General features: G+C 63.9%; 22 protein-coding genes and 1 tRNA gene. 16 read left to right on the plus strand and 7 right to left on the minus strand.

What is annotated here, in order from left to right; genetic code table 11:
• The 5 genes from APH30_RS08040 to APH30_RS08060 all read left to right on the plus strand — a co-directional run.
• Positions 1-411 (plus strand): OprD family outer membrane porin (locus APH30_RS08040; protein ID WP_156326393.1); only part of this gene is annotated, 411 nt, incomplete at its 5' end.
• A 45-nt stretch (positions 412-456) separates the two neighbouring features.
• Entirely contained in the window at positions 457-1,437 is a 981-nt protein-coding gene (locus tag APH30_RS08045; RefSeq protein ID WP_054912178.1) for a tripartite tricarboxylate transporter substrate binding protein, read from the plus strand.
• A 182-nt stretch (positions 1,438-1,619) separates the two neighbouring features.
• Complete coding sequence (locus APH30_RS08050) at positions 1,620-2,078, plus strand: tripartite tricarboxylate transporter TctB family protein (RefSeq protein WP_054912179.1); 459 nt, start codon at positions 1,620-1,622, stop codon at positions 2,076-2,078.
• A 3-nt stretch (positions 2,079-2,081) separates the two neighbouring features.
• Positions 2,082-3,596, plus strand: a complete 1,515-nt coding sequence (locus APH30_RS08055) for a tripartite tricarboxylate transporter permease (RefSeq protein ID WP_009683064.1) — start codon at positions 2,082-2,084, stop codon at positions 3,594-3,596.
• Complete coding sequence (locus tag APH30_RS08060) at positions 3,589-4,620, plus strand: AbrB family transcriptional regulator (protein WP_054912200.1); 1,032 nt, start codon at positions 3,589-3,591, stop codon at positions 4,618-4,620. The genes APH30_RS08055 and APH30_RS08060 overlap by 8 nt, the downstream gene beginning before the upstream one ends.
• A gap of 57 nt (positions 4,621-4,677) precedes the next feature.
• Here APH30_RS08060 and ung read toward each other — a convergent pair whose 3' ends face one another.
• Positions 4,678-5,370 carry a uracil-DNA glycosylase gene (gene ung, locus APH30_RS08065; RefSeq protein WP_009683066.1) on the minus strand — a complete coding sequence of 231 codons (693 nt, stop codon included), beginning with the start codon at positions 5,368-5,370 and terminating at the stop codon, positions 4,678-4,680.
• A 126-nt stretch (positions 5,371-5,496) separates the two neighbouring features.
• Between ung and APH30_RS08070 the strand changes: the two genes are divergently transcribed.
• Complete coding sequence (locus APH30_RS08070; RefSeq protein WP_054912180.1) at positions 5,497-6,603, plus strand: enoyl-CoA hydratase/isomerase family protein; 1,107 nt, start codon at positions 5,497-5,499, stop codon at positions 6,601-6,603.
• 12 nt (positions 6,604-6,615) lie between these two features.
• On the opposite strand, the gene APH30_RS08075 is transcribed toward APH30_RS08070, so the two are convergent.
• Positions 6,616-7,074 carry a hypothetical protein gene (locus tag APH30_RS08075; RefSeq protein WP_029886127.1) on the minus strand — a complete coding sequence of 153 codons (459 nt, stop codon included), beginning with the start codon at positions 7,072-7,074 and terminating at the stop codon, positions 6,616-6,618.
• A 212-nt stretch (positions 7,075-7,286) separates the two neighbouring features.
• Here APH30_RS08075 and APH30_RS08080 point away from each other — a divergent pair, with 212 nt between their 5' ends.
• The 5 genes from APH30_RS08080 to APH30_RS08100 all read left to right on the plus strand — a co-directional run bounded on the left by APH30_RS08080 (position 7,287) and on the right by APH30_RS08100 (position 11,204).
• On the plus strand, positions 7,287-8,762 hold the full coding sequence (locus tag APH30_RS08080) for a sensor domain-containing diguanylate cyclase (protein ID WP_054912181.1): 1,476 nt from the start codon (positions 7,287-7,289) through the stop codon (positions 8,760-8,762).
• A complete protein-coding gene (locus APH30_RS08085; RefSeq protein WP_009683070.1) occupies positions 8,759-8,971 on the plus strand; it encodes a cysteine-rich CWC family protein in 213 nt (70 codons plus the stop codon). The genes APH30_RS08080 and APH30_RS08085 overlap by 4 nt, the downstream gene beginning before the upstream one ends.
• Positions 8,972-8,980: 9 nt before the next feature.
• Positions 8,981-9,673 carry a pseudouridine synthase gene (locus APH30_RS08090; protein WP_009683071.1) on the plus strand — a complete coding sequence of 231 codons (693 nt, stop codon included), beginning with the start codon at positions 8,981-8,983 and terminating at the stop codon, positions 9,671-9,673.
• Between the two features lie 459 nt (positions 9,674-10,132).
• Positions 10,133-11,020 carry an alpha/beta fold hydrolase gene (locus tag APH30_RS08095; protein WP_054905104.1) on the plus strand — a complete coding sequence of 296 codons (888 nt, stop codon included), beginning with the start codon at positions 10,133-10,135 and terminating at the stop codon, positions 11,018-11,020.
• A 110-nt stretch (positions 11,021-11,130) separates the two neighbouring features.
• Positions 11,131-11,204, plus strand: a tRNA-Gly gene (locus tag APH30_RS08100).
• Here APH30_RS08100 and APH30_RS27655 read toward each other — a convergent pair.
• Positions 11,171-11,389, minus strand: a complete 219-nt coding sequence (locus tag APH30_RS27655; protein WP_082416126.1) for a hypothetical protein — start codon at positions 11,387-11,389, stop codon at positions 11,171-11,173. The genes APH30_RS08100 and APH30_RS27655 overlap by 34 nt on opposite strands.
• Here APH30_RS27655 and APH30_RS08105 point away from each other — a divergent pair.
• A complete protein-coding gene (locus APH30_RS08105) occupies positions 11,388-13,094 on the plus strand; it encodes a SulP family inorganic anion transporter (RefSeq protein WP_054912182.1) in 1,707 nt (568 codons plus the stop codon). The two genes, APH30_RS27655 and APH30_RS08105, sit on opposite strands and share 2 nt — an antisense overlap.
• A 63-nt stretch (positions 13,095-13,157) precedes the next feature.
• Positions 13,158-14,168 carry a DUF4917 family protein gene (locus tag APH30_RS08110; RefSeq protein WP_054912183.1) on the plus strand — a complete coding sequence of 337 codons (1,011 nt, stop codon included), beginning with the start codon at positions 13,158-13,160 and terminating at the stop codon, positions 14,166-14,168.
• A gap of 8 nt (positions 14,169-14,176) precedes the next feature.
• Here APH30_RS08110 and APH30_RS08115 read toward each other — a convergent pair whose 3' ends face one another.
• The 4 genes from APH30_RS08115 to APH30_RS08125 all read right to left on the minus strand — a co-directional run bounded on the left by APH30_RS08115 (position 14,177) and on the right by APH30_RS08125 (position 17,334).
• A complete protein-coding gene (locus tag APH30_RS08115) occupies positions 14,177-14,695 on the minus strand; it encodes an AlpA family transcriptional regulator (RefSeq protein ID WP_054912184.1) in 519 nt (172 codons plus the stop codon).
• Positions 14,696-14,697: 2 nt separating this feature from the next.
• Complete coding sequence (locus tag APH30_RS29460; RefSeq protein ID WP_082416127.1) at positions 14,698-14,967, minus strand: hypothetical protein; 270 nt, start codon at positions 14,965-14,967, stop codon at positions 14,698-14,700.
• A gap of 193 nt (positions 14,968-15,160) precedes the next feature.
• Positions 15,161-16,375, minus strand: a complete 1,215-nt coding sequence (locus APH30_RS08120; protein WP_054912185.1) for an SAM-dependent methyltransferase — start codon at positions 16,373-16,375, stop codon at positions 15,161-15,163.
• Positions 16,376-16,716: 341 nt separating this feature from the next.
• The gene (locus APH30_RS08125; protein ID WP_054912186.1) at positions 16,717-17,334 is read right to left on the minus strand and encodes a TPM domain-containing protein; all 618 of its coding nucleotides are present in this window, start codon (positions 17,332-17,334) and stop codon (positions 16,717-16,719) included.
• Positions 17,335-17,519: 185 nt separating this feature from the next.
• Between APH30_RS08125 and bglX the strand changes: the two genes are divergently transcribed.
• The 3 genes from bglX (at position 17,520) to APH30_RS08140 (ending at position 23,016) form a co-directional block, all read left to right on the plus strand.
• Positions 17,520-19,811: a beta-glucosidase BglX gene (bglX, locus tag APH30_RS08130; RefSeq protein ID WP_047149744.1), complete on the plus strand. Its 2,292-nt coding sequence runs from the start codon at positions 17,520-17,522 to the stop codon at positions 19,809-19,811.
• Between the two features lie 122 nt (positions 19,812-19,933).
• The gene (locus APH30_RS08135) at positions 19,934-21,691 is read left to right on the plus strand and encodes an ATP-binding protein (protein WP_054912187.1); all 1,758 of its coding nucleotides are present in this window, start codon (positions 19,934-19,936) and stop codon (positions 21,689-21,691) included.
• The gene (locus tag APH30_RS08140) at positions 21,685-23,016 is read left to right on the plus strand and encodes a sigma-54 dependent transcriptional regulator (RefSeq protein ID WP_054912188.1); all 1,332 of its coding nucleotides are present in this window, start codon (positions 21,685-21,687) and stop codon (positions 23,014-23,016) included. Before APH30_RS08135 ends, APH30_RS08140 begins: the two co-directional genes overlap by 7 nt.
• Positions 23,017-23,076 lie beyond the last annotated feature (60 nt).

The raw sequence follows: 23,076 nt of genomic DNA on the forward strand, positions 1-23,076 counted from the left end.
TACAGCCTGGGCGGGCACAAGGTCAGCGCCGCCTGGCAGCAGCTGTCGGGCGACAGCGCGTTCCCTTATGTGGATGGCGCCGACCCCTACCTGGTCAACTTCGTGCAGATCAACGACTTCGCAGGCAAGGACGAGCGTTCCTGGCAGGCGCGCTACGACTACAACTTCGCCGCCCTGGGCGTGCCCGGCCTGACCTTCATGACCCGCTACATCAGCGGCGACAATGTCAGCCGCGCCGCCGGTGGCGAAGGCAAAGAGTGGGAACGCGACACCGAAATGAAGTACGTCGTACAAAGCGGCCCGTTGAAGAACGTGGCCGTGCGTTTGCGCAACGCCACATTCCGCTCCAACCTCGCCCGCGATGCCGACGAAGTGCGGCTGCTGGTGAGCTACAGCGTGGCGCTGTGGTAAGCCGCTAGCCTAACCCGATAACAACAACATTCACGGAGATCGACGATGACCTTTTCACTGCGCCGCCTCGTCCTCGCTACCGGCTGCCTGCTGTTGGCCGGCAACGCCCTCGCTGCCGAACCGAAACGCCCCGAATGTATCGCCCCCGCCTCGCCGGGCGGCGGTTTCGACCTGACCTGCAAGCTGGTGCAAAGCGCCCTGGTGCAGGAAAAGATCCTCAGCAAACCCATGCGCGTCACCTACATGCCCGGCGGTGTCGGCGCGGTGGCGTACAACGCCGTGGTCGCCCAACGCCCGGCTGACGCCGGCACACTGGTGGCCTGGTCCAGCGGTTCGTTGCTGAACCTGGCCCAGGGCAAGTTCGGCCGCTTCGACGAAAACGCCGTGAAATGGCTGGCCGCGGTCGGCACCAGCTACGGCGCCATCGCGGTGAAGAGCGACTCGCCCTACAAGACCCTCGACGACCTAGTCGCAGCACTGAAAAAAGACCCGAGCAAAGTGGTGATCGGCTCTGGCGGCACCGTCGGCAGCCAGGACTGGATGCAGACCGCCCTAATCGCCAAGGCCGCCGGGATCAACCCGCGCGACCTGCGTTACGTGGCCCTGGAAGGCGGCGGCGAAATTGCCACGGCCCTGCTGGGCGGCCACATCCAGGTGGGCTCGACCGATATTTCAGACTCCATGCCGCACATTCAGAGCGGCAACATGCGCATCCTCGCGGTGTTCTCGGAAAACCGCCTGGACGAGCCGGAGATGAAAGACATCCCGACTGCCAAGGAGCAGGGTTATGACATCGTCTGGCCGGTGGTGCGCGGTTTCTACCTGGGGCCAAAGGTCAGCGACGAGGATTACGCCTGGTGGAAGCAGTCGTTCGACAAGATGCTGGCTTCGGAAGACTTCGCCAAACTGCGTGACCAGCGCGAGCTGTTCCCGTTCGCCATGACCGGCGAAGAACTGGACGGCTATGTGAAGAAGCAAGTGGCTGACTACAAGACGCTGGCCAAGGAATTTGGCCTGATCCAGTAAGCCTGCCGGATCCACCACCCTCCCTGAGTAGGAGCGGCCTTGCGTCGCGATCGGCCGCTAAGCGGCCCCTGGAAATGCCTTGCGATGCTGCAGACAGATCGCAGTGGCTGGTTTTGCGGCCGCTTCGCGGCCGATCGCGACGCAAGGCCGCTCCTACAAGCGATCCCAACGAGGATTTTTTCATGATCCTGCAACGCATCTTCGCCCTGGTCTTGCTGGCGGTGTGCGCCGTGCTTGCCGTAATGGCCTGGCCCTACCAGGCGGCGTTTTCCTACGAGCCGGTGGGCCCGCGTGCCTACCCACTGCTGATGCTCGGCCTGATGGGCCTGGGCCTGCTGTACCTGGCTATCCGCCCGACCCCGATCGTGCGCAAGGACGACGAACCAGAACTGGACCGCGCAACCCTGATCAAGATCGCCGCGTGCGTCGGCCTGCTGCTGGTTTTCGCCGCCACCTTCGAACCCCTGGGCTTCATTCTCAGTGCCATCCTGGTAGGCCTGCCCATGGCGCGCCTGTACGGCGGCCGCTGGCTGCACAGCGCCATCGTGGTGGTGGGCATGAGCCTGTTCCTCTACTGGCTGTTCGACCGCGTGATGGACGTGCCACTGCCCCTTGGCCTGCTGAGCGTACTGGAGAACTGACACATGGATACCTTGAGCTATCTGGGCCAGGGCTTCGGCGTTGCCCTGTCCCCCTATAACCTGGTCACCGCCCTGTCCGGCACCTTGATCGGCACGGTGGTCGGCCTGCTGCCGGGCCTGGGCCCGATCAACGGCGTGGCCCTGCTGATCCCGATTGCCTTCGCCCTCGGCCTGCCGCCAGAATCGGCGCTGATCCTGCTGGCAGCGGTGTACCTGGGCTGCGAATACGGCGGGCGTATCAGCTCGATTCTGCTGAACATCCCGGGCGAGGCTTCGACCGTGATGACCACCCTCGACGGTTACCCGATGGCCCGCCAGGGCCTGGCTGGCGTTGCCCTGTCGCTGTCGGCCTGGAGTTCGTTCATCGGTGCGCTCATCGCCACCTGCGGCATGGTGCTGTTCGCCCCCCTGCTGGCCAAGTGGGCGATTGCCTTCGGCCCGGCCGAGTACTTCGTGCTGATGGTGTTCGCCATCGTATGCCTGGGCGGCATGGCCGGTGACAAACCGCTGAAAACCTTCATTGCCGCATTGATCGGGCTGTTCCTGTCGGCGGTCGGTATCGACGCCAACAGCGGCGTCTACCGCTTCACCGGCGACAGCGTGCACCTGGCCGATGGTATCCAGTTCGTGGTGTTGGTACTGGGCCTGTTCTCGATCAGCGAAATCCTCCTGCTGCTGGAAAAGACCCACCATGGCCACCAGGCGGTCAAGGCCACCGGGCGCATGCTGTTCAACTTCAAGGAGGCGGCTTCGGTGTTCGTGGTGAATATCCGCTGCGGCCTGCTCGGTTTCATCATGGGCGTGCTGCCGGGCGCTGGCGCCACACTGGCCAGCGCCGTGGCCTACATGACCGAAAAACGCCTCGCCGGCACCAGCGGCAAGTTCGGCAAGGGCGACGCCCGTGGCCTGGCGGCACCCGAAACCGCCATTGGTGCTTCCTGCTGTGGCGCCCTGGTGCCCATGCTGACGCTGGGCGTACCGGGCTCCGGTACCACCGCGGTGATGATCGGTGCACTGACCCTGTACAACATCACCCCAGGCCCCCTGCTGTTCGAGCAGCAGCCAGACATCGTCTGGGGCCTGATCGCCTCGCTGTTCATCGCCAACATCATGCTGGTGATCCTCAACATCCCGATGATCCGCATCTTCACCCGCATCCTGGCCGTACCAAACTGGGCGCTGGTGCCGGTGATCGCCATCATCACCGCAATTGGCGTGTACGCCGTGCATGCCACCACCTTCGACCTGTTCCTGATGGTCGGCATCGGTATCATGGGCTACATCCTGCGCAAGCTGGACTTCCCGCTGTCGCCGATCCTGCTGGGCTTCATCCTCGGCGGCCTGATGGAACAGAACCTGCGCCGCGCGCTGTCGATTTCCAACGGTGAACTGGGCATCCTCTGGTCAAGCCCCATCAGCCTGTCGGTATGGGTGCTGACCCTGTGCATGCTGACCCTGCCGCTGCTGCGCATCTGGCGCAAACGTGCGCAGCAGCGTCGGGCCATGGCCGATGCCTGACCGGTCACTGCCGCTGTACGTTGCAACCGGGCTGGTCGGCCTTGCTGGGGGTTTTGCCGCCAGCAAGGTCGGCTGGCCTTTGCCGTGGATGATCGGCTCGCTGCTGGCGATCATCCTGGTGCGCTGCCTGACGCCCTGGCAATTGCCGGAAATACCCAATGGCCGCAAATGCGGGCAGTGGGTCATCGGCATCGGCATTGGCCTGCACTTCACCCCGGCGGTGATTGAGCAGGTCGCCAGCCACTTCGTCCTGATTTTCTTCAGCGCGGTGTTCACTACCGTGACCAGCGTGATCAGCGTGTGGCTGCTCAGGCGCAGCGGCGAGGACCGCGCCACTGCGTTCTTCGCCAGCATGCCCGGCGGTTCGGGAGAGATGGTCAACCTTGGCGCGCGCAACGGCGCGGTGCTCAGCCAGGTGGCGGCCGCGCAGAGCCTGCGGGTGCTGGCTGTGGTGTTGTGCGTACCGGCAGTATTCAAGTACCTGCTGGGCGACGGCGTCGCGCTCAACCACGCAGGCAGCGTAAGTTGGAGCTGGTTGGCCCTGATTGCCCCGCTGGGCATTGCCGTGGCCCTGCTGTGGCAGCGCTTGCGCCAGCCCAACCCATGGCTGTTCGGGCCACTGCTGGTGGCGGCCTCGGTGAGCCTGGCCACCAACCTGCAGATCGCCCTGCCCAACGGCGCCAGCCAGATCGGCCAATGGTTGATTGGCAGCGCCCTGGCCTGCCACTTCAACCGCGAATTCTTCCGCCGCGCCCCATCGTTTCTCGCCCGCACCCTGCTGGCCACGGCATTGTGCATGGCCATTGCCGCCCTGGCTGCCTGGGCACTGAGCGTCCTGACGGCACTGGACTTGCGCTCGCTGACACTGGGCATGATGCCAGGCGGGATTGCCGAAATGAGCTTGACCGCAGAGACACTGCAGCTGTCGGTGCCGCTGGTGACGGCACTGCAGGTGATGCGGCTGCTGCTGGTGCTGTTCCTGGCCGAGCCGTTGTTCCGCGCGTGGAACGCCAGGCCTCGATGAACGCGGCGCCCGGCGAGCGGCGAACCCGCTGGCCAGGCGCTGCGCCAGTCCACATGACTACAACGGCGGCAACGCCCAGTTGATCGGCGCCAACCCGCGCTGCTCGAGGAAGCTGTTGGTGCGGCTGAAGTGCCCGCAGCCGAGAAAGCCGCGGTAAGCCGACAACGGTGACGGGTGCACCGACTTCAGCACCAGGTGCTTGGTGCCATCGATCAGCTTCTGCTTGCTCTGCGCATGGGCGCCCCACAGCAGGAACACCACGTGCGGGCACTGCTCGCTGACGACCTGGATGATCCGGTCGGTAAAGTGCTCCCAGCCTTTCTTGGCATGCGAGGCCGCATTCGCGCGCTCGACCGTCATGGTGGTGTTGAGCAGCAGCACGCCTTGCTCGGCCCAGCTTTGCAGGTAGCCGTGGCTGGCGATCGGGATGTTCAGGTCCCGCTGCAACTCTTTGTAGATATTGACCAGCGACGGCGGCGTGGCCACCCCGGGTTGCACCGAGAAGCACAAGCCGTGCGCCTGGCCAGGCCCGTGGTAAGGGTCCTGGCCGAGGATCACCACTTTCACCTGTTGCAGCGGTGTCGAGTTGAGCGCGTTGAAGATCAGCGGCCCTGGCGGGTAGATCTGCTTGCCGGCAGCGTACTCGCTACGCAGGAACTCGCGCAGCTGATGCATGTAGGGCTGGTCGAACTCACCGCGCAACGCGGCCTTCCAGCTGGGTTCGAGTTTGATACGGTCGTCGTCAGTCATGGGGCCTTCCATAAACAATGGCGCGACACTAGGTAAGCCCTACCCGCTTGTCAAACGATCCGACCGACGACCGGCATGATTGGCCAGGCAAGCCATACTTGGGCCATGACTTGCGCGAGGTAGTCCATGACCATTCATTGCGAGGTGCTTACCGGCGCCGATGGCGCCCGCATGGGCATCGCCACCCTCGATGCGCCCATGGCGCTCAATGCCCTGACCCTGCCGATGATCGAGGCGCTGGGCGACCAGCTGCAGGCGTGGGCGCGCGACCCCGGGGTGGTCTGCGTGCTGTTGCGTGGCAGCGGCGCCAAGGCATTCTGCGCGGGGGGTGATGTGCGCGCGCTGGCCCAGGCTTGCCGCGATCAACCTGGCAGCGTGCCAGCGCTGGCCGCCACCTTCTTCGCCGCCGAATACCGCCTGGACTACAGCCTGCACACCTACCCCAAACCGTTGCTGTGCTGGGGGCATGGCCATGTTCTGGGCGGCGGCATGGGGTTACTGCAAGGCGCCAACGTGCGCATTGTCACACCCAGCAGCCGTTTGGCCATGCCAGAGGTCAGCATCGGCTTGTACCCGGACGTGGGCGCCAGCTGGTTCCTGGCCCGGCTGCCAGGCAAACTGGGGCTGTTCCTTGGCCTGACCGGCGCCCCGCTCAACGCCCGCGATGCCCTGGACCTGGGTTTGGCCGACCGCTTCCTGGGTGAGCACCAGCAAGAAACCCTGGTCGATGAGCTGCTGCAACTGAACTGGCAGGAACACACCGCGTTGCAGCTCAACAGCCTGCTCAAGGCCGAACAGCACCGCGTGTGTGCCGAATTACCGGCCGCTCAATGGTTGCCGCGCCGGGCAGTGATCGACGCGTTGCTCGATGTTGCCGATGCGGCTGCCGCATGGCGCGCGCTGGAAAACCTGAAGCACCATGACGAACCATTGCTGGCCGACGCCGGCCAACGACTGCAGCAAGGCTGCCCGCTGACCGCCCATCTGGTTTGGGAGCAGATTCGCCGGGCGCGACACCTGTCACTGGCGCAAGTGTTGCAGATGGAGTACTGCATGAGCCTGAACTGCTGCCGCCACCCGGAGTTCAGTGAAGGGGTACGCGCCCGCCTGCTGGACAAGGACAACCAGCCGCGCTGGCACTGGCCGGATGTGGCGCAGGTGCCGGCAGCGGTGGTTGAGGCGCACTTCGCCAAGGTGTGGGAGGGCAGTCACCCGCTGGCGGACCTGGGTTAGTGCAGTGGCTGCCTAGCGCTGCCATTGCCCCTGCCCGCGCGGCCCATCACCTGGCCCACCGCCATTGCCTGGCCCATTGGATTGCCAGCCGCCCCGCGGGTAGCGCTGGCTGCCATCGCGGTAGTCGTGCCGGTCCCGGTCACCCCGGTAGTCATCACGCTGGCGGTTGCCATAGTCATGGCGCGGGTTTCCGTGCCACTGGGTCACCGGCGGGCGTGGCTGCGGCCGGTAGTTGGGTGCGGGCTGATAGCGGTAACGCGGGGCGGGCTGGTAGTAGTAGCGTGGTGCCGGCTGGTAGTAGTAGCGTGGCTGCGGCGCCACGTAGTAACGGTCATAACGATAGTACCCGGGCGCTGCATAGCGGTCGCTGGTGTAATAGTCGGAGCGGTAGTAGCTGCCACTCTCGTAGTAAGGCGCGCAGGCGGAAGTCATCGACCCCAGCAGGGCGATCAACAGGATTCGATAGGACATGGCGGCCTCCTGGACCGCTGGAGTGCCCGCACAGCGGCGCTGTCGGGCGTCGATGCGAAATGTGTTCACCGACATTGAATAAGACACCGGTAACAAGGTGCAGTGCCATTCCTGCAATAATTTGATACAGCTGCCCGGGCACCGAAAAACTTGCAGTCATTTCAGGGCCACCTCACTAGAATGGGCGGCTCGGCACACATCATGGGAAGATCATGCCTTTACGTTCCACCCTGTTTTCGCAGCGTTCGCTGATCTTCACCCTCCTGTTGCTGCTGGCCTGCGGCTTTCTCGCCACCTCGCTGCTCAGTTACTTCGCTTCGCGCAGCGCTATCCGTGACGGCATCATCAATACCGAGTTGCCGCTGACCTCCGACACGGTCTACTCGGAAATCCAGAAAGACCTGATTCGCCCGGTACTGATCGCCTCGATGATGGCCCAGGACACGTTTCTGCGCGACTGGGTGCTGTCCGGCGAGCAGGACACTGCACGCATGACCCGCTACCTGGGCGAGATCATGGGCAAGCAGGACACCTTCACCTCATTTTTCGTATCCGACCGCACCCTGACCTACTACCAGGCCAAGGGGGTGCTCAAGCATGTCGACCCTGGTGCCTGGCGCGACGCCTGGTACTTCCGCCTGCGTGACCTCAAGGCACCTTATGAGATCAACGTCGACTTCGACATGGCCAACCATGACAGCCTGACCGTATTCATCAACTATCAGGTGCATGACTATCAGCAACGCTTCATCGGCGCCGCCGGTGTCGGCCTGAGCGTATCGTCGGTGGTCAAGCTGATCGACCGCTACCAACAACGCTACCAGCGCGCGGTGCTATTCACCGACGCCAAGGGCAAGGTGCTGCTGACCGGCTCGGCAGGCGGCCCGCATGGCCTACAGGTGGGCCAGCAGCTCAGTGCCAACCCCGAGCTGCAAAACCTGCTGGCCGAACGGCGGGTACCCAGCGAAGGCAGCCACGAGTACCGTGACAGCGACCAGCACAGCCACTTCCTCAACGTGCGCCAGTTGCCTGAACTGGACTGGTACCTGCTGGTGGACAAACGGGAAACCGGCGCGCTCGATCGCATCCGTCACTCGCTGTACCTGAACCTGGCAATCTGCGCCATGATCACCCTGGTGGTACTGGCACTGGTACACGCCATGGTCCGCCGCCATCAGGCCAGCACAGAGGCCATGGCGACCCTCGACAGCCTCACCGGCCTGCTCAACCGGCGCAGCTTCGACCTGCTGGCTGCCCAGGCCCTGCGCGAAGCCCAGCGCGACAATGGCCCGCTGGTGGCATTGCTGTTCGACCTGGACCACTTCAAGGCGTTGAACGATACCCATGGCCACCTGGCAGGCGACGAAGTGCTGCGCCAGTTCGCCAATGTGCTGCAAAGCAGCCTGCGCCAGTCGGATATACTGTGCCGCTGGGGTGGCGAGGAATTCATCGTGCTGCTGCGTGAAGCCGAGGGTCGGCACGTCATCGAGGTGGCGGAAAAGATCCGCCAGCGCACCGAACAGCTGACCTTCAGCTACGACGACCAGCCACTGCGCCTGACCACCAGCATCGGCCTGAGCAGCCTGCGACCGGGGGATACCCTGCACACCCTGCTGACCCGCGCCGACCGTGCCCTTTATCGTGCCAAACAGGCTGGCCGCAACCGTGTCTGTAGCGAAACCCCATGACTGATCAGCAACACTGCCCCGCTTGCGGCGCGCTCAACCACTGCAGCCTGGCCGACCCACGCCGCGCCACCCAGGCCTGCTGGTGCTACGGTGTCACCATCGACCCGAGCGTGCTCCAGGCACTGCCCGCCGCGCTGCGGGACAAAGCCTGCCTGTGCCCGCGCTGCGCCGCCGTTGAAGACCAACTCCAATCACGCCCTTCCAGCTGACGCCAAGCCATGCGCCTCGATCGTTTCCTTGCCAACCTGCCCCACTGCAACCGTCAGCAAGCCCGGCTGATGCTGGCCCAGCGCCGTGTGCGCCTGGATGGCCAGGTCATCAGCGACCCGCTGGCCGAGGTGCGGGAGTTCAGCCGGGTGCAACTGGACGAGCAGTTGCTGCAGGCTGGCCGCCCGGCGCGCTACCTGATGCTGCACAAGCCGGCCGGCTGCGTGAGCGCGACCCACGACCCACAGCACCCCACTGTGCTCGAGCTGTTGCCGGCGGCGCTGCGTGCTGACCTGCACATCGCCGGGCGCCTGGACTTCAACACCACCGGCCTGATGATCCTGACCAACGATGGCCAATGGTCACGACGCCTGACCCAGCCAGCGACCAAGCTGCCCAAGCAGTACCTGGTGGAAACCGAGGACGAGATTGCCGAGCACTATGTGGCCAAGTTCCGTGAAGGCTTCTACTTCGCCTTTGAGAACCTCACCACCCAGCCCGCCCAGCTGGACATTCTAGGGCCGCGCCAGGCGCGGCTGGCGATTGTCGAAGGGCGCTATCACCAGGTCAAACGCATGTTCGGGTTTTTCGACAACAAGGTCGTGGGGCTGCACCGGGAGAGCATGGGGGCGATCCGGCTCGACCCGGGGTTGGCGCCCGGGGCCTTTCGGCAACTCACGCCGGAAGAAATAGGCACCGTCTAGCCCGCCCGCGAACTCACGCAACCTACCGCTGAGCGCTCGCCATACGACCGCTCAGCGCCAAACGTCACAATTAAGCCCGAACGGCACTTGCAGGATCCCCGCCCCCCTGCTTGAATCCCAATCGTCAGTCTGCATGTGACCGCTAAGTCACGATCGTAGACCCAGACACTTTTTGTCGGCCACCCAGGGCCTAGATGCCTTGGGGCACGGCAGATTGCCCGCCATACAACAACACCGTCGACGCAAGTGCCAAGGATCGACACAGGGCCCCGGTTACTCTTCAGGCGAATGCCTACCTGTCATAAAGAACGTGCACCCTGATGTCCTGTTTCGGGAATGCGCTCGCTTTGGGCCAGTGGCTTGAGTGTTCGGCCAAGCCGCCGCCAAAAGTGAACAACCCGTTGCCGCGACAAGCCACCAGGTGACGCGAATACCCTTTTTGCGCCAGGAGTCGATGACATGAGGCCAGAAATCGCTGTACTTGATATTCAAGGTCAGTATCGGGTTTACACGGAGTTCTATCGCGCGGATGCGGCTGAGAATACGATCATCCTGATCAACGGCTCGCTGGCCACCACAGCCTCGTTCGCCCAGACGGTGCGCAACCTGCACCCGCAGTTCAATGTCGTCCTGTTCGACCAGCCCTACGCGGGCAAATCCAAACCGCACAACCGCCACGAACGGCTGATCAGCAAGGAGACCGAGGCGCATATCCTCCTTGAACTGATCGATCACTTCCAGGCCGACCACGTGATGTCGTTCTCGTGGGGCGGTGCCAGCACGCTACTGGCACTGGCGCACCAGCCGCGGTATGTGAAGAAGGCCGTGGTGAGTTCGTTCTCGCCGGTGATCAATGAACCAATGCGCGACTACCTGGCGCGCGGTTGCCAGTACCTGGCCGCCTGCGACCGCTATCAGGTGGGCAACCTGATCAACGACACCATCGGCAAGTACCTGCCGTCGCTGTTCAAGCGGTTCAACTACCGGCACGTCAGCAGCCTGGACAGCCACGAATACGCGCAGATGCACTTCCACATCAACCAGGTGCTGCAACATGACCTGGCACGGGCACTGGAGGGCGCGCGCGCTATCGATATTCCGGTGTTGTTCATCAATGGTGAACGCGACGAGTACACCACGGCCGCAGATGCACGGCAGTTCGGCAAACACGTGGGGCGCAGCCAGTTTGGGGTTATCCGCGGTGCAGGGCACTTTCTGGACATGGAGACCAAGGCCGCCTGCGAGGACACCCGCAATGCCATGCTGGGCTTCCTCAAGCCAACCCTGCGTGAAGCCCGGCAACGTTACCAGCCGCTGCAACAGGGGCAGCATGCACTGGCTATCTGAGCAACTCGGCGCCTTGGTGCGGATACCCGCCGGCATGGGGCGCCGACACGCTTTTTTTATAACGTGGGCTTCTATTTCCCGCAGGGTTCTGGTAAAAAGTGCGGCGTAAGGCGGGTATAGTTTAGTGGTAAAACGAAAGCTTCCCAAGCTTTAGTTGAGGGTTCGATTCCCTCTACCCGCTCCACATTGCATTCCCCCGCATGGCGTTCCGGCAACGTCATCGCTGTCAAAAGGAGCGTTCGCTCCTTTTTTCGTTTCTGCCAATCGCTTCGATCTGCTGCTTTCGATGATCAGCAGCATGGCCAATTGCCTGTCGATCCGTTTCAATGCGCCCAGGGTTTCGTGAAACATTTCGAAAGGACGACGCATGTTGCTCTCCCGCTGGCTACCGGGCCTTGCCAACCTGCTGCACTACCGCCGCGAATGGCTGCACGCCGACCTGCAGGCAGGGCTGTCGGTGGCAGCCATCCAGATCCCGATTGCCATCGCCTACGCCCAGATCGTGGGCCTGCCGCCGCAGTACGGCCTGTACGCCTGTGTGCTGCCGATGATGGTCTATGCGCTGATCGGGAGCTCGCGCCAGTTGATGGTCGGCCCCGACGCGGCTACCTGCGCCATGATTGCCGGGGCCGTGGCGCCGCTGGCCCTGGGCGATCCGCAACGCACTGCCGAGCTGTCGGTCATCGTCACCGTGCTGGTCGGTGTCATGCTGATTGCCGCTGGCCTGGCGCGGGCCGGGTTCATCGCCAGCTTCTTCTCGCGGCCGATTCTGATCGGCTACCTCAACGGTATCGGCCTGAGCCTGATCGCCGGGCAGTTGTCCAAGGTGGTGGGGTTCAGCATCGAGGGCGACGGTTTCATCCTCAGCCTGATCAACTTCCTCCAGCGCCTGGGCGAAATCCACGGGTTGACGTTGTGCATCGGCCTGGCCGCACTGGGCCTGCTGATCTGGCTGCCACGCCGCTACCCGCGCCTGCCGGCCGCGCTAACGGTGGTGGCGCTGTTCATGCTGCTGGTGGGTCTGTTCGGCCTCGACCGCTTCGGCGTCGCCATCCTCGGCCCGGTGCCGGCCGGCATCCCGCAACTGGCCTGGCCACACAGCAACCTGGCAGAAATGAAAAGCCTGCTGCGCGACGCCCTGGGTATCGCCACGGTCAGTTTCTGCAGCGCCATGCTCACCGCGCGCAGTTTCGCTGCCCGGCATGGCTACGCCATCAACGCCAACCACGAGTTCGTGGCGTTGGGCGTGAGCAATCTGGCCGCCGGGGTTTCCCAGGGTTTTGCCATCAGCGGTGCCGACTCGCGCACGGCCGTCAACGACATGGTCGGGGGCAAAAGCCAGCTGGTCGGCATCGTCGCCGCCCTGGTGATCGCCTTGATCCTGCTGTTTTTCACCGCCCCCATGGCGTGGATCCCTCAGGCCGCGCTGGGCGCGGTGCTGCTGATGGCTGGCTGGGGGCTGATCGATATCAAGTCATTGGGCCACATTCGGCGCCTGAGCCGTTTCGAATTCTGGCTGTGCCTGATGACCACCGTGGGGGTGCTGGGGCTGGGCGTGTTGCCCGGCATCGTGTTTGCCGTGACCTTGGCGATACTGCGCCTGCTGTACAGCATCTACCAGCCTACCGACGCCGTGCTCGGCTGGCTGCCGGGCACCGAAGGCCAGGTCGACATTCGCAAGTTCAAGGATGCGCGGACGGTGCCCGGCCTGGTGGTCTACCGTTTTGACGACGCAATCCTGTTCTTCAATGCCGACTACTTCAAGATGCGCCTTCTCGAGGCGGTGCAAGGTGAGGCCCAGCCCAAGGCCGTGTTGTTCGATGCCGAGGCCGTGACCAGTATCGATGTCAGCGGCATGGCCGCATTGCGTGAAGTGCGCGATACCCTGGCCGCGCAGGGCATTTTCTTCGCCATCGCCCGTGCCCGCGGCAGCTTTCTGCGCATGCTGGTGCGCTCGGGCATGGCGCGCGAGATGGAGGACAAATTGCTGTTCGGTTCTGTGCGCGCCGGCATCCGGGCCTACCGGGTATGGCGTAACCGTAAGCGCAGCGTGCCGACGGCCAGGCAGGGTTGATACCCCTTGCCCCCGCCTGACATGCTAAAGTCGCCCCGCGCCCGCACCACCAATGGACCCAGCATGCCTGCACTCGACGCCCCTCTCCTGCCCTGGCCGGAACTTGCCGCCCGCCACCCCTGCGATGCCCTGCTGCTGGGTAACGGCGCCAGCCGCGCAGTGTGGAAGCCGTTCGGCTATTTCTCGCTGTTCGAGGAGGCGCAACGCGCCGGTCGCAAGAAAGGCCTGGCGATCAGCGACCAGGCCTTGTTCAAGTCGTTGGGCACGGAGCTGTTCGAACCGGTGCTCAGCGCGCTCAACACCACCGTGCGCGCCAATGCTGCGCTCGCCATCAACTCCACTGCGCCGCTCAACCGCTATTACTCGATCAAGGAAGCGCTAATCCACGCCGTGCGCACCGTGCATCTGCCCTGGCGGCTGATGCCCCCGGCAACCCTGGCCGTGCTCAATCAGGCCTTGCGTGGCTATCGCAGCGTCTACACCAGCAACTACGACCTGCTGCTGCCTTGGGCCCTGCAACATGCCCCGCAGGGCTTCGCCGACCTGTTCGACGAGCAGGGTTACTTCGATGTGCGCCGGCGCAGCATCGAGGGTACCCGGGTGATGCACCTGCACGGTGGCTTGCACCTGCTCAAGCAACCCGACGGCACCACCCGTCAACGCAGCGCCGAGAGCGCCGAGCTGCTGGAAGGTTTTGCCGTGAACATTCCCGGTGAGGTGCCGCTGTTCGTCAATGAAGACCGCAGCGACGAGAAACTACGCGCCATCCGCCACTCGGACTACCTGAGCTGGTGCCTGGGGCAGCTGGCCCAGGAACACCGTGGCCTGTGCCTGTTCGGCCAGCACCTGGACAGCACTGACCAGCACCTGCTCGACGCCATTCGAATGGCCGGGCCCAAGCACCTGGCGATCGCCATTCGGCCGTTGAGTGAAGCGTCGGTGATCAACCAGAAGCAGCATTTCGTCGATCGCCTGGGCGCCATGCCGGGCACGTCACTGCACTTCTTCGATGCCACGACCCATCCACTGGGGCAGGCATCGCTGTCTATCGAAGCCGTGGCCACCCGAGGTTGAGGCCAGCCTCAGGCGCCTGTTGAAGGGGCCAGGTCTGGCTCGCCAAGCACGCGTTCGTATGCTTTGGACACGTTAACGGCCATTGCCATGCGCGCAAGCTCCAACGTGCTCTTGCCGATCGGGTAGCTCCCTCGCGCCTGCAGCCATGGCAACACATCGGCCAGGTGCCACAGAGCGGTGCTGCCATCATGCACGGGTACTGGGAAGCTACCTGCATGGGCGAGCATCAATTTGCGCATGTTCTGCCGAGATACACCGATGAGTTCCGCCACGTCGCTGAGCCCGACCAGATCGGGGGTCGCTTCGATCAGGCGAGCGCCTGGAACCGCTCTGGCAACATCACTCAATGCGCTCTCGATGGCCTGCCTGGCAGATGTCGCCTGGCGAGTGAATGCCAATGCCAGACGCCCAGGTTGACCTACACCAGCCAATGCATCATCACATCCGTACTGAGCCAGGCGCTCCAGCAACGCATCGATATCTTCGTTCCCGCTCAGCTGATACCTGAGAGTGAACTCATACTCCATCGCTACTCCTCCTTGGGGGTACACATTGCCAGCCTGTCAGCCGAACAGTGATCAACCACACGCCTCAACTGTCGCGCTAAATTACCGGCGTTACGTGGCGTGCTCCATATGCTGGTAATGCAATACTCCCCGCATCGACAGTCGGCATCGTTGAAAGGGCAATACATTTTTCCCCAACAATGTCCCCCGCCTACCGCAACTCTCCATCCCTTTGATTCCGCGTGCCTCAAGGCCAGTTCGACCTCTTTCCTGGCATGACTGGGGCGGGCCATCAGCTTTTCTCCAGTGTGGACTTACTGCTCATGGGTTGTCAAATGACAACCCGGCTAACTGACTACTGAGCACGTCACACTACAGAAACGCTGATCAGAGAACTCCTTGAAAGGCACGGCTAGGAAATGCCCTACAAGCATTACCGATCAAGGGCAAAGGAATTCTGTAGGGATGGTAGGGATACGCGCCCGCTCAGAGCAGCCCGTCGCACCGCAACAGCGTCTCCAGGCAATGCTCCTGCACCCCATAGAACGCCTTGAGCTGGGCGATTTTCTCCAGCAGCGCACGGTTGTCGCCCGGCTGGCGCCGCTTCGCCGCAAGAATCATCTTGTTCTTGTTGGTGTGCTCCAGGGAGATGAATTCGAATACCTTGGTCTCATAACCACAGGCCTCCAAGTACAGCGCCCGCAAGCTGTCCGTGAGCATTTCGGCCTGCTGGCCCAGGTGCAGGCCGTATTGCAGCATTGGCTGCAGCAGGCCCGGGCTGTGCAGTTGCGGGCGGATCTGCTTGTGGCAGCACGGCGAACACATGATGATCGCGGCATTGCTGCGGATGCCGGTATGGATGGCATAGTCGGTGGCGATGTCACAGGCATGCAGGGCGATCATCACCTCGATGGCGTCGGGCACCACGCTGCGCACGTCACCACACTGGAACTCCAGGCCCGCATGCTGCAGCCGCACCGCGGCGGCGTTGCACAGGTCGACCATGTCCTGGCGCAGTTCAACCCCGGTCACCTGCGCTTCGCGGCCCAACGTATTGCGCAGGTAATCATGCATGGCGAAGGTCAGGTAGCCCTTGCCCGAGCCAAAGTCGGCCACCCGCAGTACCTGCTGTGCCGGCACCGGGGCGGTGGCCAGGGCGTGGTCGAAGACCTCGATGAACTTGTTGATCTGCTTCCACTTGCGCGACATGGACGGGATAAGTGCCCCCTGCGCGTCGGTTACGCCAAGATCGCGCAGGAATGGGCGCGACAGCTCCAGGTAGCGTTTTTTCTCACGGTCATGGCCACTGGCGGGCGCGGCCTCGCGCGGGGCTTGTGCGCCATGGCGCTGAAGCATCGGCTTGCCCTTCTTGCTGAAGGTCAGCTGTACTTCGCCGTCGGCATCGAAGAGGTGGGCGTTACGGAAGCTGCCCGGCAGCAACTCGGCCACCAGCGTCAAGGCATCGTCCAGGGCCAGGTTGCGGGTGATGTCTCGGGTCTGGTGACGGTAGACCAGCGACAGGCAGGGCTGGCCCTTGACCTGCAGCGGCTTGGCGATGATTCGTTGCAGGGTCTGGTCGGCACCGACATGGCGCGCCAGCACCAGCTTGCTTAACGTGCCGCCCTGCAGGGCAGCGTTCAGCAGGTCGAGGAACTGGGCGAGTGCGTCCGGCGCGGCGGAAGCGGAATGACTGGCGGGCATGGACAAAGGGGCCTTGGGTAGCGGAACGCTCATTCTACCGTGTGCCGTGCGGCCAGGCATACCTTGGCCACCCACGGCCGCGTCACGCCCAGGCCAGGCGCTGCATAGCTTGTGGCAAACACCTGCCGCAAGCGCGACGCGGCCTGTGTGGGAGCGGGCGAGCCCGCGAAGAACCCAACGCGGTGGCTGGCACCGGCTACGCCGGTGTTCGCGGGCGCGCCCGCTCCCACATGGGCCCGGCTGAATCAACAAGTTATGTATTGTTCAATAGGAGCTGACGATGGGCTGCACAGCAGCCCCTAACTGCCTGCCCTTATCCAAGTGCGCGCCTGCATGCTGCCTCAGTCGAGAATCACCAGGCGGTTTGGCAGCTCGTTACGCGCATGGGTCGGTGGCACCAGCTCGCTCAGTAACTCGCCGCAGGCCTCGATGCATTCGACAAAACCCTGCAGGGTCCGCCCCTGGCGCACCTGTTCGGCAAACCGGCTGACGAGTGCCGCCCGAGCGCTGGCATCCAGGCAGTGCTCAATGCCGCGGTCAACCAGTATTTCCACATGCCGCTCCGCCTCGCTGACGAAAATCAGCACCCCCGTGCCAGCCGCCGTGCGCTGCAGGTTCAGCTCGCGAAATTGCTGGTGCGCCAGGCGCGAAGCACGCCAGCGGCGCAGCACCCGGGGGATCAGCCAGCCGGCCAGGCGCGGGCTGCGCAGCAGCAGGCACAAGCCGACAAACAGCAGCATGTTGGCCACCAACAAGCCACGCACGCCCGGCCAGCCCAGCAGCCACTGCAGCAGGCCCGGCACGGCCAGTGCCAGCACGGCAGCCCAGAGCAGCGGCCAATACGCATAGTCGTCGGCACGCCGCGCCAGTACCGTCACCAGTTCGGCATCGGTGTGCCGCTCGGCACGGGCTATGGCTTCGGCAATCTGCCGCTGATCATACTCGTCAAAAGGGGTCATGCCGTCGGTCTCTGAGCTTTCTTATAGTTGTTGTCCCGGCATACGGGGCTTCGTCCGCGGGTGACATATTCAGGCATAATCGGCCGCTGGAAGCATTGCCTGCAAATCGTACAACAATAGCCGCCTGAAAACTTCGGCCGCGCGCGTACCACCCTGGATACGGCAGAGGCCCCACAACGGAACTGATGATGAAACTGTCTTTGCTGGGCCTGGCCATGGGCCTTGCCAGTCAGGCGGCCCTCGCCGCCACCTCCGCCCCGCCCCTGCAAGACAAGCAGGCCTTCATCGACCATCTGGTCAGCCAGATGACCGAAGCCGAGAAAATAGGCCAACTGCGCCTGATCAGCATCGGCCCGGAAATGCCGCGCGACAAGATTCGCGAGGAAATCGCCGCTGGCCGCATTGGCGGTACCTTCAATTCCCGCACCGCGCCGGAAAACCGGCCGATGCAGGATGCGGCCATGCGCAGCCGCCTGAAAATCCCGATGTTCTTCGCCTACGACACCGTCCACGGCGAGCGCACGATTTTCCCGATCGGCCTGGGCATGGCCGCCACCTGGGACATGGACGCGGTGGCCAAAGTGGGCCGCACCGCCGCCATCGAAGCCTCGGCCGACGCCCTGGACATGACCTTCGCCCCCATGGTCGATATTGCCCGCGACCCCCGCTGGGGCCGCACCAGTGAAGGTTTCGGCGAGGATACCTACCTGACCTCGAAGATCGGCCAGGTCATGGTGCGCTCGTTCCAGGGCAGCAGCCCGGCCAACCCCGACAGCATCATGGCCATCGTCAAGCACTTTGCCTTGTACGGTGCAGTAGAGGGCGGGCGCGACTACAACACGGTCGATATGAGCCTGCCGAAAATGTACAACGATTACCTGCCGCCCTACCGCGCCGCACTCGATGCCGGTGCCGGGGGCGTCATGGTGGCGCTGAACTCGATCAACGGTGTGCCGGCCACCTCCAACACCTGGCTGATGAACGACCTGCTGCGCAAGGAGTGGGGCTTCAAGGGTGTGACCATCAGCGACCACGGCGCCATCCAGGAACTGATCCGCCATGGCGTCGCCCGCGACGGCCGCGAAGCCGCCAAGCTGGCTATCAAGGCCGGCATCGACATGAGCATGAACGACACCCTGTACGGCCAGGAACTGCCAGGCCTGCTGAAGTCTGGCGAGGTGAGCCAGCACGAACTGGACCAGGCCGTGCGCGAAGTGCTGGGGGCCAAATACGACATGGGCCTGTTCAAGGACCCGTACGTGCGCATTGGCAAGGCCGAAACCGACCTGAAAGACTACTACGGCAGCGACCGCCTGCACCGCGAAGCCGCCCGTGACGTGGCACGTCGCAGCCTGGTGCTGCTGGAAAACCACAACCAGACCCTGCCGCTGAAAAAAACCGGCACCCTCGCACTGGTCGGGCCCCTGGCCGATGCCCCGATCGACATGATGGGCAGCTGGGCCGCCGACGGCAAACCGGCGCATTCGGTCACCGTGCGCGAAGGCCTGCGCCGCGCCGTGGAAGGCAAGGCCAAACTGGTCTACGCCAAAGGCTCCAACATCACCGGCGACAAGGCCATCCTCGATTACCTGAATTTCCTCAACTTCGACGCCCCGGAAATCGTCGACGATCCGCGCCCCCCTGCGGTGCTCATCGATGAAGCGGTCAAGGCTGCGCAACAAGCCGACGTGGTAGTGGCCGTGGTTGGCGAGTCCCGCGGCATGTCCCACGAATCGTCGAGCCGCACCACCCTGGAAATTCCTGCCAGCCAGCGTGAACTGATCAAGGCCTTGAAGGCGACCGGCAAGCCACTGGTACTGGTGCTGATGAACGGCCGCCCGCTGTCGATCAGCTGGGAACGTGAACAGGCCGATGCCATTCTCGAAACCTGGTTCGCCGGCACCGAAGGCGGCAATGCCATTGCCGACGTGCTGTTCGGTGACTACAACCCGTCCGGCAAGCTGGCCATCACCTTCCCGCGCTCGGTCGGGCAGATCCCGATGTACTACAACCACACCCGTATCGGCCGGCCGTTCACGCCAGGCAAACCCGGCAACTACACCTCGCAGTACTTCGAAGAGCCCAACGGCCCGCTGTACCCGTTCGGCTACGGCCTGAGCTACAGCAGCTTCGAGCTGTCGGGCCTGACGCTGTCGGCCAACAACCTCAAGCGCGGCGACACGCTGCAAGCCAAGGTCACGGTGAAGAACACCGGCAAGCTGGCAGGCGAGACCGTGGTGCAGTTGTACCTGCAGGATGTCTCGGCATCGATGAGCCGCCCGGTCAAAGAGCTGAAGAACTTCCAGAAACTGATGCTCAAGCCCGGTGAGACGCGCACCTTGAGCTTCCGCATCAGCGAGGAAGACCTGAAGTTCTACAATGGCCAGTTGCAGCGGGTTGCCGAGCCCGGGGAGTTCAATGTCCAGGTCGGGCTCGATTCCCAGGCGGTGCAGCAGCAGAGTTTTGAATTGCTGTAACTGAACGGTCGCCTGTACCGGCCCTTTCGCGGGCTTGCCCGCTCCCACAGGTACTCACGCGTGGGGGCGGGCAAGCCCGGGTAAGGGCCAGCCCCGATGTCCCAATGACCCGGATCCGCGCCATGCCCTTTTCCTTTCGCGCCCTGCGGCTGGGGCTGATTACCCTGCTGATCCTGCTAGGCACTGCCCTCAGTGCCGGTTGGGCGATGCACCAGGCCAAGCGCCAGGCCATGGAAAACGACGCACAACGTGCCCACCAGCAACTGGGCTTGTACGCCAATAGCCTGCATACGCTGATCGACCGCTACCGGGCCCTGCCAGCCGTGCTGGCGCTGGACCCGGAACTGATCGACGCCCTGCGCGGCCCGGTCAGCGAGACGGTACAAGGCGCCTTGAACCGCAAGCTCGAACGTATCAACGGTGCGGCCAACTCTTCGACCCTCGAACTGCTCGACCGCACCGGCCTGGCCGTGGCAGCCAGCAACTGGCGGCTACCCAGCACCTACGTCGGCTCCAACTACGGCTTTCGCCCCTACTTCAAGCAAACCCGCAGCCAGGGTACGGGCCGCTTCTATGCCGTTGGCGTGACCAGCGGGGTACCGGGGTACTTTCTGGCCAGCGCAGTCAACGACGAACATGGCCGTTTTCTCGGCGCCATGGTGGTCAAGCTGGAGTTCCCGGAGCTGGAACGCGAATGGCGCCAGGGCAGCGATATCCTGCTGGTCAGCGATGCCCGCGGCATCACCTTCATTGCCAACCAGGACGGCTGGCGCTACCGCGAGCTGCAGCCACTGAGCGGCGCCGACCGTGCCGAACTCGCCGAAACACGCCAGTACGACAAGCAGCCGCTGGTGCCGCTGCACCATCAGGTGCTCACGCGCTTCGCTGCCAACAGCACCCTCAGCCGCGTGCAAGGCCCCGACGGCAGCGCCGAGTACCTGTGGGAAAGCCTGCCGCTGGCAGGCGAAGGCTGGACCTTGCACCTGCTGCGCAAGCCGCAGGTGGCGGCAGACGGCCGCAATGCCGCCCTCGGCGCTGCTGCCGTATGGTTGAGCCTGGTGTTCGCGGCGTTGTTCATCAGCCAGCGCCTGCGCCTGGCACGCCTGCGCCAGCGCAGCCGGGAAGAGCTCAAGCGCCAGGTCGAGGAACGTACCCGCGAGCTGCGTACCGCCCAGGAGGGCCTGGTGCAATCCGCCAAACTGGCCGCGCTGGGCCAGATGTCGGCGGCCATGGCCCACGAAATCAACCAACCGCTGACAACCCAGCGCATGCAACTGGAAACCGTGCGCCTGTTGCTCGACAATGGCCGGCCTGCCGAAGCGCGGCAGGCACTCGAGCCGCTGGAACAGATGCTCACGCGCATGGCCGCGCTCACCAGTCACCTCAAGACCTTCGCCCGTAACAGCCCGATGGGCTTGCGCGAGCGCCTGGACCTGGCCACCGTGGTCGATCAGGCACTGCACTTGCTGGAAACGCGTATCCGCAGCGAAGAGGTCGAGGTCGCGCTGTACCTCGCACGCCCGGCCTGGGTACGGGGCGATGCCATCCGCCTGGAACAGGTGCTGATCAACCTGTTGCGCAACGCCCTCGACGCCATGGCCGACAAACGCTACAAGCGCCTGGAGATCCGCATCGAAGCCGATGGCGCACGGTGGCGCCTGAGTGTGCTCGACTCCGGTGGCGGCATAGCCGAGGCCGACCTGGCCAAGGTCTTCGACCCCTTCTTCACCACCAAGCCCGTGGGCGAAGGGCTGGGCCTTGGCCTGGCGATCTCCTACGGTATCGTCCATGAGGTCGGCGGCCAGCTGCAGGCCGAGAACCTGTCTGGCGGTGCACGCCTGAGCCTTACCCTGCCCCAAGACCTGGAGCCTGCATGTTGAATTCAGTGATCGTTATCGATGACGAAGCCAGTATCCGCACAGCGGTCGAGCAATGGCTGAGCCTTTCGGGTTTCAACGTGCAGCTGTTTGCCCGCGCCGAAGACTGCCTGAGCCAGCTGCCGAAGCACTTCCCGGGTGTGATCATCAGCGATGTGCGCATGCCCGGTATGGGTGGCCTGCAGCTGCTCGAACGCCTGCAGGCGGACGACCCCGACCTGCCAGTGATCCTGCTGACCGGCCACGGCGATGTCCCCATGGCCGTGGAGGCCATGCGCAATGGGGCCTACGACTTCCTGGAAAAACCCTTCACCCCGCAACATCTGCTGGGCAGCCTGCGGCGGGCTCTGGAAAAACGCCAGTTGGTGCTTGAGAACCGCCGCCTGCACGAGCAGGCGGACCTCAAGTCACGCCTGGAAGGCACGCTGCTGGGCATGTCCCAGGGCCTGCAACTGCTGCGGCGGCAGGTGCTGGACTTGGCCAGCCTGCCGGTCAATGTGCTGATCCGCGGTGAGACAGGCAGCGGCAAAGAACGTGTAGCCCGCTGCCTCCACGATTTCGGGCCACGCGCGGCCAAGCCATTCGTGGCGCTCAATTGTGCGGCCATTCCTGAGGCATTGTTCGAGGCCGAGCTGTTCGGCCATGAGAGCGGCGCCTTCACCGGTGCCCAGGGCAAGCGCGTCGGCAAGCTGGAATATGCCAACGGCGGCACGGTGTTTCTCGATGAAATCGAAAGCATGCCGCTGGCCCAGCAGGCCAAATTGCTGCGGGTGATCCAGGAACAGAAGCTCGAGCGCCTGGGAGCGAACCAGAGTATCAACGTTGACCTGCGCATCATCGCCGCAACCAAGCCCGACTTGCTGGAGGAGGCCCGTGCCGGGCGCTTCCGTGAAGACCTTGCCTACCGCCTGAACGTTGCCGAGTTGCGCCTGGCGCCTTTGCGCGAACGGCGCGAAGACATTCCGCTGCTGTTCGACCACTTCGCCCGCGCTGCTGCCGACCGGCTTGGCCGCGCTGCGCCGCCGCTGTCGGGCGCGCAACTGGCACAACTGCTGGCGCATGACTGGCCAGGTAACGTGCGCGAGCTGGCCAATGCGGCAGAGCGGCACGCATTGGGCCTGGGTTCACCGGGTACCGCGGTGGCCCCTGCCGGGCAATCGCTGAGCGAGCAGATGGAAGCGTTCGAGGCCCAGTGCCTGCGTGCGGCTTTGCGCCAGCATGGGGGCGCGATCAGTGCGGTGATGGAGGCGTTGCAACTGCCGCGGCGAACGCTGAACGAAAAGATGCAGCGGCACGGGTTGTCGCGGGACGATTTTACGGGCCGCTGATAAGCGGAATTCCGCCTATCACTGCCCGGCGATAGGCAAAATACCGCCCATGCACAGCGC

Origin of the sequence: Pseudomonas sp. NBRC 111127 (assembly GCF_001320345.1) — a bacterium.
Lineage (GTDB): Bacteria > Pseudomonadota > Gammaproteobacteria > Pseudomonadales > Pseudomonadaceae > Aquipseudomonas > Aquipseudomonas juntendi.